Below are 8,383 nucleotides of genomic sequence, written 5' to 3'. Positions count from 1 at the left end.
AATGGAGGTAGATGATGCGTTGCTGTATTTATCTATGTGGCTTGCTGACAGCACTCTAGAAATGTTGCACTTCAATGGGATGCCCATCCGTCACTACACCCCCACTGACCTCCCTGCCCTCTACGCGATCAACCAGGCCTCGACGCCCGGTGTGGGGCATGAGGCAACGGCAGACGGCCTGAAGCGCTGGATTGATCTGGCCACTTGCCTCGTCGCGACAGATGAGGGCGGCGCGCCGCTTGGCTTCATCAATCTGATCGAGCCCGGCACGCTGGCCTATGAGAGCGCCAATCTCCGTTGGTTCGAAGCGTGGCAGGCAGAGCAAGGCTGCGACCTGCTCTATGTCGACCGCATTGCCATATCAGAGGCCGCGCGCGGACAGGGCCTCGGCCAACGCCTCTATGAGGCCGCCTTCGATATCGCCAGCGGCCGCCAATGGCTCGGCGCGGAAGTGAACACAGACCCGGACAATCCGGGCTCGCACAGATTCCACGCCCGTATGGGCTTCGTCCGTGTTGGCGAGAAACGCTACACGCCGGACTATGCCGTCGCCTATTATGCAAGGCCGGTCTGAGGCACGTCCCTTCCTGTCATCCCCGCCTCTCCGGCGCATGCCGGAGTCTCGCGCGGCTGGCTCAGCTTAGTTTCTGCAGGCGACCCCGGCATGCGCCGGGGATACGGTCTTTGTGAGCGAGAGGTTGCTCTTCGAGGGAGCACAAATCGCACGGCGATTTACCCGAGAAGGCCCAAGCGCAAACGCAGGGCTTGTGCTTGACCATGAGAGACCCGGATGGCCCGCGCCAGTTCGCCTTGCGCATGGGCCGTGACTTCTCGCGTCCCACTATTCCACTCACGCCAAACTTGACACAGGTCTCTTGACCATTCACTTTGCTTTTCAAAGTATTCTGCAAAAAGGAAACTTGTCATGGTCCGCACGCTCTCCCTCACCGCGGCGACCTTCGCCCTCGCCCTTGGTGCACTGGCGCAAGAGGCCGCCGCCCCTGCCCATCCGCTCACCCCATTCTATGGCACATGGGTGGGCACGGCGAGCGGCTATGACGAGGCCAGGCAGCCCTATACTGTCACACAGACAGAGCGTGTCGGTCTCATGCTGGACGGCGCGATCGCGGTGATCGAAGGGCGCGGCTATCGCGACGACGGCTCACTGGCCTTCAACGCCTTCGCTGTCGTGTCCTGTTCCGAAGACGCCGAGGCCTGCGACATGAACAGCTATCTGCCCGATCGAACCGGGTCTTTCAAACTGGTGCCAACCGAGACCGGGTTCATTTGGACCATCCCTGCTGGCCCGGAGGCCGAAGTCAAATATGTCGCGACCCTGGACGGTGATGTCTGGACCGAAATCGGCCACTACCATCCAGCCAGCGGAGACCCGATGGAAATATTCCGCATGGAAGTCACACGTACGGGCGATACAGACTGGCCCGCTGGCGGTGCTGTTCTCCCTCCGGCGACAGAGTAGACAGTTGCCTGCCTAGCCCGCGCAGTCCAAACCCGCTAAAGCCCGCGCATGCCAAATGCGCCGACATCCTATGAAACAATTGTCCTGGGCGCGGGCGCGGCGGGCCTGTTCCATGCGGGCCTTGCCGGTCAACGCGGACGGCGCGTATTGGTGATCGACCATGCAAAACGCCCCGCCGACAAGGTGCGCATCTCTGGCGGCGGACGCTGCAATTTCACCAATCTCGAAACGCGCGCCGACCGCTTTCTCAGCCAGAACCCGCATTTCGCGAAATCGGCGCTGGCCCGCTACACGGCCTGGGATTTCATTTCCCTCATGGCCGCCCACGGCCTGACCTATACCGAAAAGCACAAGGGCCAGCTTTTCTGTGACCAGAAATCCGGCGCCATCATCCAGATGCTGCTGGACGAATGCGACAAGGGCGACGCGGAGATCCGCCTCTCCACAGAAGTTTCTGGCGTGACCCATACGGATGGACGGTTCACGGTCGAGACCAGCAGCGGCGCGGCCAGCGCAGAGCGGCTCATCGTGGCCACAGGCGGGCTTTCCATTCCCAAAATGGGCGCGACCGGCCTGGCCTATGACATCGCCCGCCAGTTCGGGCATGACATCGTGGAAACGCGGCCCGGCCTTGTCCCCTTCACCTTTTCGGGTGAGCTGGGCGAAAAATTCGCCTCGATCTCCGGCGTCGCTACCCCCGTGCTCGCCAGCGTCCCCGGCGCGCGCTTTGATGAAGACCTGCTCTTCACCCATCGCGGCCTCTCGGGCCCTGCAGCGCTCCAAACCTCCTCTTACTGGCATCAGGGCGACCCCCTGTCCCTCAGCCTGCTGACGAAGGCAGATCTGGGCGATGCCCTGCGCGCCGCCAAGCAGGCTGCGCCGAAACAGACGCTCGCCAAGGCATTGGAAGCCCACTTCCCTGCCCGCCTCGCCGACCTGATCGCAGATCTCGGCCCGATCGCACAAGATGCCCGGCTGGCCGACCTCTCCCACGTCGCCATCGACGAATTCGCAGCCTTCCTCAAGGATTGGCGCGTGACCCCAATGGGCACGGAAGGCTATCGCACCGCCGAAGTCACCGTGGGCGGCATCGCCACTGACGGCCTGGACCAGAAGACGATGGAAAGCCGCCATGTTCCGGGCCTGCATTTCATTGGAGAATGCGTGGACGTTACCGGCTGGCTGGGTGGCTATAATTTCCAATGGGCCTGGGCCAGTGCACACGCCGCCGCAATGCTGTGATCAAGGAGTCCAGCGCGGCCGTGTCAAATAGCCATCGCGCTTGCGCTGGGAGACCAGGTCTGGATGGTCCATCAAGATGGGATCACCACCTGTTTCCGTATCAATGGCCCGCATCGCCTCGGCCAGACGCTGATGGAACAAGGCGTCTGTCTCAACCCGCAAGGGGAATGGATGGTCCAAAATCAGCGAATTGTTCGGGTTCGTATTGATTTCGTAGACCTCGACCTTTCCCTTCACCAGCGTGAAATCCGCCCGTCCGAAGGAAATGCCTGCTGCCTTGAAATGCCCGGCAATCCCCGCAGCATGGCGGTTTTCCTTCACCGCCTGCATCTCGTCGAGATAGTGCGCCTCACTCGCCACACCTTCCTTGCCATACTTGGCGTGCCAGTTTTCATCGTGGACGGACATTCCGGTTATGACTTCATCGCCCACGCAATACGCGGCAAGCTTGCGGAACAAGCCATCCTCAATAGGCTCGGCGCAATATTCCACAAACATCAGATCTGACAGGCAAAGCCCCGATCTGACGAGTTCGTCGAGCGCAGACCGAGCCTCTTCCGGTGTCGTCAGCAATTCGGTCTGCGTACCGCGATGCGCCGCGCGTGTGCGCAGGAATACCGGATACCGATCCGGCAAGCCATCCATCTCCGCGTCCCATACCGAAAAGCTGTTCAGGCCTTCGCCCTGGAGTTTCTTGAGCATGGGCAACCGGGTGCGCGCGCTGGCCGGATCATTCAGCGCCCTTGCATTGTTGGCCGTGAGGCAGCGATAGGCTTTGGCGGCCAGTTCGCGCGTCCAGAAATCAATGCGGTCAAAATCGGTGAAGACGTAGGTGGCGCGAGGCAAGGACTTCTTGCGAAGCAATTGGTTGTACGACATCAGATCGATCTTCGGCATGCCGGGAACGTCGCGCAGCTCGCGCACAGCGTATTTGTGCGATCCGGATGTGATAAAGCAGATCAATTATTCGTCCCCGTCTGTCAGATTTCAGATCGCGTCTTCGACGCTGTCATGATGGTTTCGGAACCAGGTCATCCCCTCCCGGATTTCCCTGACTTGCCGCGCTCCAATCAAAAACATGAGCGCACCATAGGCCACAATACCAGTCGCAACCATTGCAGCAATGATGGCGACATCGAACCATTCACTCGGCAGGAATTTCTGGACTGTCCACACCGCGCCGACCATGCCGATCGCGCTGAGCAGTGCCTGCCAGCCAACGGTCAGCTGGTGCAGCGCCGAGTAGCCTGCGGCTCGCTGCACCAGCAAGGCCGAGAGCGGCCATGTGAGAAAAGTTCGCAGGGCGATCAGCGCCGCAATACCGACAACACCATATGGCATCAGGAACGGCGCCATTGCGCCCAAGAGGACGATACCTATCGAAAGGATCAACAGAGGAGACTTGCTGTCGCCTACACCCCTCAGGATCGCAATATTGAAATTGCCTGTGGCGTCCCGGATCCCCAGAACAAGAAAAATCTGTATCGGCAACACCGCCGCCACCCATTCATCCCCCACGACAAGCGGCACAAGCAAAGGTGCCACCATTGCAAGGCCCAGGGTCGCCGGATAGATGGCTGCTGTCGTCATGGCGAATACACGGTCCAGCAGATCATGCACCGTCTTGCGACTGGACTGCAGACGCGCCACCACGTTCATCGCGATCTCATTGAATGGTCCCATCAACAGTTCCGTCAGCATGCCGGAAACATTGCCAGCCATCGCCAACAGGCCGACCGCGCGTTCGCCGCCGATCATGCTGAGCAGGAAGCGCGGAATGGCATCATCAATATAGCCGAGCAGATAGGTCAGTACGGTATCGCGATTGAACGCAAACAATTCTCGAAAGGCGTCCCGGCTCACGGCAAATCCGGGTCGCCACTTCGCGGCATAGATGATGCCCGCTGCCGAGATCACCGTGCCAACCGCCATACTGAGGACAAGCGCCCAAACGCCGAAGCCGAGAATTGCCAACACAAGTGCCGCGCCGGTTGAGACCACTTCCGAAACCGTCTCGATCAAAACCACTTTATCATTTTCCAGACGCCGCTGGAGCAGTGCTCCAGGCACCCCCTCAACGCTACCCAATACCATGAGCAGGCTGAGCGCAGGCAGGACATCCGCTACGGCGGGAGCGCCGATCAGGTTGGCGAGAGGTTTTGCCAGCAAGGCGATGATGATGGAAAACAGAACCGTCAGACCTGAATTCAACCAGAAGGTCGTATCCAGGTGTGCATCACTGAGGTCTTCTCGTTGCTGCAGGCTTTCGGTCAAAGGCGGGCCGACAAAGATGCCCACCAGGCCAAATATCAGACTGGCGAGCGCCATGATGCCATACGGCTCCGGTCCCAGAATGCGCGCCATGATCGCGAAGCTGACAAGGCCGAAGATCGCCGAGCCCCAGGAATGCGCGAACATCCATACAAGGTTGCGCATGGCCCGGCGTATGATGAAGGAGGCCGTCATGTCAGACGGAAATCGGCAACTTGCCTGACCCATCCATGAAATCAGTCATCGCCTGCAGCACGCTCTTGCCCGTCTCGGTCAAACGTCCCTCGCGCCGGACAATGTCTGCAGAGTCCCGCTGGATGGCTTCGGCTTCCTTCAGGATTTTCCTGAGTCGGCGGCGCTCGAACCAACCGAATTCATCGCCAGCCAGCATGTGCTTCAACACCCAAATCATCCGGGCAGATACAAACGATGCGTGAAAAATACCTTCCAGCGGGCGTTCGGTTCGGCGGATGGGCGACCAGAACAATTCTGAATCCGGATTTTCCACAAGCATTTCATTCTTGCAGGCACCGAACAGGGCCGCATGGCCTTCCTCGTGCGCCAGTGTGACAATCAGATCGGCCACAGACGCCTTACGCTCTGCATTCAGGGCAATTGCACCCCAGAGGCGGAAACAGGTGCCGCCTTCAAACTCGAGCGAGCCTTCCGCCGGCCCCACCAGGACCAACTCCCCCAGCAGTGCATTCATCTCATCGTGCAACTCGGGCAGGTTGTGCTCTATCCAGCCAATTGCCTCTTCCAGCTTCGCGGAGAAGCGGTCGGCTTGCGACGGGTCTGGCCGAGTTACGCCTGCAGCGCCCGTTTCGGGAGCGCCCATGAAAGTTTGAATTCGGCGACTGTCAGCGTCTGTATAGTCACGTCCCAGAACAGTGATCTTCGTGCTCCGCGCCACGGGATGTTCCGTTAGAATGCGCTGAATAAGCGCCACACCTGTGTCGGTGTCACCGGCTTGGAGAGCTTCGACAGCGTCGTAGTAGGTTCCGAATACCGCTGATGATACGCGCTGAGCTGGTCCGATTTTCTCGCGCCAGGCTTCAAATGCAGCGGGCAGTGTCGGCGCTTTGTCGCTCAGTTCGCCTGCCAGATATCGAAGGCTGTCATACAGGCCATCATGCATGGCCTGATTGGTCGTGATGGCGTCGCTGGAGTTCGGAATGAAGCGGAACGGCATTTTCAACGAATCTCCCGGCATACGCTGTTTAAGTATGTGCACCGCCTCGCGAGAGGCGGTGCACGTTCGCTAGCGCTGGTATACTACCAAAACTTGAAGAATTTTCTTCCGCCGCGCCGGCGTTTGTTGCGACCTCCCTTGCAGCCGACCATCGTGTCGTTTTTCGCGTCACGAAGGTTGCTGAAGCCGAGGAGCATATCTTTCTTGAGATTCATAAGAGTACTCCCTTGTTTCCCGCCGTCATTGACGGGACTACGCATCTTGCAGATTCCGTGCAACTTTCCAGCAGAATCTCGCTAGGCGCGAAAAAATTAATGAATCAAATAGCCACATTAATGGATGTACATCTGCATGGGACGAATCTCACGAATTCCCGCAGGAATGGGCCCCGTCTCCGCGCTGAGAGAGACCTGACACAGTTCTTGAAAAACTCGTAAAACGCCTGAAATTATGACGTAAATACGCGACTTGGCTCGAAACGCCCGGCGCGGACATCCCCCAAGGCCACAGCTTTTCCGTCGCAAACGGCGATCGCTGCCCGGTCGTCTGGATCGTCAGACGATTCTTCCTTCCATCGTTCAATTATGTGCGGCAATAGAACAATCGTCCGTCCGTGGCGGATGTTTCCTGCTTCCTCGCGTGTGATGTCCACACTTGGCACATTCTCGAGCATGGCATGGATCGGCTGAAGAAACCCCATCAGGGTTTCCATATTCTCAGCTTCCTCAATCATTGCCAGCGGGATCGCCGCAGGGGCGCCGAACTGGCCGACACGTGTGCGCCGCAACTGACTGATATGGCCTTCGCATTCGAGATCAAATGCCAGGTCCCGTGCCATGGCGCGGACATAGAAGCCCTTGCCCGACGTGACATGGATCACGGTATGGTCTGCGTCCGGCATACCAATCACACTGGCCGTGAACACGTCGACTTCGCGCGAGGTAAGTTCGAACTCCTCCCCTTCCCGTGCGAGGTCATAGGCCCGCTGGCCATCTACCTTGATCGCAGAGAATTTCGGCGGCACCTGCTCAATGGTCCCCAGGTAGCCTTTCAGAAGTTCTTCCACCTGTTCCCGCCTTGGTCGCGCTTCGGATGTGGCGGTCACTTCGCCTTCGGCATCCTGACTTTCCGTCGAGATGCCCCAGCGAATGGTAAAGACATATTCCTTCTGGGCATCCATCGCCCACTGCACCGTCTTGGTCGCCTCGCCGAAAGCAATTGGCAGGATACCGTCGGCCAGCGGGTCCAGTGTCCCGCCATGGCCAACTTTTTGAGCATTATACTTCCGCTTCAGGATCGCGACGGCCTGAGTTGATGTGATATCGACAGGTTTGAACAGGTTGAGCCACCCGTTGATCGGGTCGCCTTTGCGCTTTCTTTGACGGGCCAAGTTTCAGAACTCTCTGGTTGCGCCAGCACGCGGTTCGAACGCGGGCGGCGGTGTGTCGGAAAAGGATTAAGGCGCGGCCATACGCAGCCCGCTCATGTGCGTCAAGCCAGTGCGGCCAGCCCTGCGACAATGGAGGTCAGGAAGCGTCGCGGACGATCTCGGGATCATGATCGAACAAGACCTCGGTTTCGGTCTCGGAGGGTCCAGCCGGAACGACCGGCTCTCTTGGCGACGCAATCGTCTTTTGTGGCTCGGTCGGCAAGCTGAGGTCCACAAGATCCAGATCGAGATCAAACTCGCCGCGGATGGCACGCTCACCGGAATCCATCTTGTGACGGACAACGTCCCGAATACGCATCAACACGTCACGATTATTATCCACCAGCGGGATCTGCCGCCCATCCGATGCGCCGATCACGAGCCGGTAATAAGGCTGGCGCGTCTTCATGCGACGCGCGATCAACGCCGCGCGAATGCCAAGGATAAACCCCAGCAACGTCAGCACGCCGCCCACCAACAGCGCGACCATGCTGGAGCCGTTCCCCGGAAACAGGCCGCCCCAGGCGAGCGCCATCAGACCGAAGAACAGATTGATTACGAAGAAGGACGCATAAAGGCTCTGGGTTCGCTTGTTCGCGGGCGTCTCCCATGGCGCAAACTCCTTCGACTCCACGGACATGGTGGCTATGCATTGGATGGCGATCGTGTCTTCGCCCATCTGAAGCGACGCCGCAGAAATCTCTCCCCGGCGAGCCCCTTCCATGTCGAGCGTCTGGCGATCCATCCGTGCGGGCCCCTGATTGCGATC

Annotated in this window: 9 protein-coding genes; 3 read left to right on the top strand and 6 right to left on the bottom strand. The window is 59.2% G+C overall.

All coding sequences use genetic code 11. The annotated features are described in order from the left end of the window. The 3 genes from B4F73_RS02425 to B4F73_RS02415 all read left to right on the top strand — a co-directional run. Positions 1–574: GNAT family N-acetyltransferase (locus tag B4F73_RS02425; protein WP_290482423.1), on the top strand; the 574-nt coding region annotated here is incomplete at its 5' end. A 351-nt stretch (positions 575–925) separates the two neighbouring features. Further along, positions 926–1,480 (top strand): hypothetical protein, encoded by a 555-nt coding sequence (locus B4F73_RS02420; protein ID WP_206991879.1) that lies wholly within the window; start codon positions 926–928, stop codon positions 1,478–1,480. Positions 1,481–1,528: 48 nt separating this feature from the next. Continuing rightward, complete coding sequence (locus tag B4F73_RS02415; RefSeq protein ID WP_290482422.1) at positions 1,529–2,722, top strand: NAD(P)/FAD-dependent oxidoreductase; 1,194 nt, start codon at positions 1,529–1,531, stop codon at positions 2,720–2,722. On the opposite strand, the gene B4F73_RS02410 is transcribed toward B4F73_RS02415, so the two are convergent. The 6 genes from B4F73_RS02410 to B4F73_RS02385 form a co-directional block, all read right to left on the bottom strand. Further along, complete coding sequence (locus B4F73_RS02410) at positions 2,723–3,685, bottom strand: hypothetical protein (protein WP_206991877.1); 963 nt, start codon at positions 3,683–3,685, stop codon at positions 2,723–2,725. 24 nt (positions 3,686–3,709) lie between these two features. Next, entirely contained in the window at positions 3,710–5,158 is a 1,449-nt protein-coding gene (locus B4F73_RS02405; protein WP_290482421.1) for an oligosaccharide flippase family protein, read from the bottom strand. 31 nt (positions 5,159–5,189) lie between these two features. After that, a complete protein-coding gene (locus tag B4F73_RS02400; protein WP_290482420.1) occupies positions 5,190–6,185 on the bottom strand; it encodes an aKG-HExxH-type peptide beta-hydroxylase in 996 nt (331 codons plus the stop codon). An 83-nt stretch (positions 6,186–6,268) separates the two neighbouring features. Beyond that, entirely contained in the window at positions 6,269–6,400 is a 132-nt protein-coding gene (locus tag B4F73_RS02395; RefSeq protein ID WP_255342031.1) for a hypothetical protein, read from the bottom strand. 233 nt (positions 6,401–6,633) lie between these two features. Continuing rightward, positions 6,634–7,575, bottom strand: a complete 942-nt coding sequence (gene truB, locus B4F73_RS02390; protein WP_206991874.1) for a tRNA pseudouridine(55) synthase TruB — start codon at positions 7,573–7,575, stop codon at positions 6,634–6,636. Positions 7,576–7,711: 136 nt separating this feature from the next. Continuing rightward, positions 7,712–8,359, bottom strand: a complete 648-nt coding sequence (locus B4F73_RS02385) for a hypothetical protein (RefSeq protein ID WP_206991873.1) — start codon at positions 8,357–8,359, stop codon at positions 7,712–7,714. Positions 8,360–8,383: the final 24 nt, after the last annotated feature.

The sequence above is a fragment of the Hyphomonas sp. UBA3601 genome (assembly GCF_002375605.1).
GTDB lineage: Bacteria > Pseudomonadota > Alphaproteobacteria > Caulobacterales > Hyphomonadaceae > Hyphomonas.
Note: the sequence above shows the minus strand (reverse complement) of the source record. Positions and strands in the feature narration are given on the sequence as shown.

What these genes read in the sequence shown, in the direction of transcription:
- B4F73_RS02420 (WP_206991879.1), top strand. Translation starts at nt 926, where the DNA reads ATGGTCCGCACGCTCTCCCTCACCGCGGCGACCTTCGCCCTCGCCCTT.
- B4F73_RS02415 (WP_290482422.1), top strand. Translation starts at nt 1,529, where the DNA reads ATGCCAAATGCGCCGACATCCTATGAAACAATTGTCCTGGGCGCGGGC.
- B4F73_RS02405 (WP_290482421.1), bottom strand. Translation starts at nt 5,158, where the DNA reads ATGCGCAACCTTGTATGGATGTTCGCGCATTCCTGGGGCTCGGCGATC.
- B4F73_RS02400 (WP_290482420.1), bottom strand. Translation starts at nt 6,185, where the DNA reads ATGCCGTTCCGCTTCATTCCGAACTCCAGCGACGCCATCACGACCAAT.
- B4F73_RS02395 (WP_255342031.1), bottom strand. Translation starts at nt 6,400, where the DNA reads ATGAATCTCAAGAAAGATATGCTCCTCGGCTTCAGCAACCTTCGTGAC.
- B4F73_RS02385 (WP_206991873.1), bottom strand. Translation starts at nt 8,359, where the DNA reads ATGGATCGCCAGACGCTCGACATGGAAGGGGCTCGCCGGGGAGAGATT.